Source organism: Mesorhizobium sp. M8A.F.Ca.ET.202.01.1.1, assembly GCF_004791595.1.
Classification (GTDB): domain Bacteria; phylum Pseudomonadota; class Alphaproteobacteria; order Rhizobiales; family Rhizobiaceae; genus Mesorhizobium.
Genome location: NZ_SRUN01000307.1, coordinates 1 through 282 on the forward strand (window position 1 = coordinate 1; position 282 = coordinate 282).

At 67.4% G+C, this 282-nt stretch carries 1 pseudogene; it reads right to left on the reverse strand.

From position 1 onward, the window contains the following. A pseudogene (locus tag EN845_RS35785) lies at positions 1–282 on the reverse strand (heparinase); the annotation flags it as partial.

Here is a 282-nt window from a genome sequence, read left to right on the forward strand (position 1 = left end):
CGAAGGTCTCGCGCAGGGGCAGGAGGTCGAGCAGGAATTCGATCAACAGGCGTGGATTGCGCGAGAGATGGCCGCCATCGGGCAGGATCTGCTCGTCGAGCTCCTCGGACAGCAGGATCTCGATCCGGCGCCGGTGGCCATCCTGCCCGTCGAGGCAGATCGCGGCAAAGGCGATGGCGATCAGGCCGTTCAGCCGGTCGGCCCCTTCGACGGCTCCGGACAGCGCCAGGCTCAGCCGGTCCGTCAGGCGCGAGACATGGCGCAGATAGCGCTCGTAGAAGG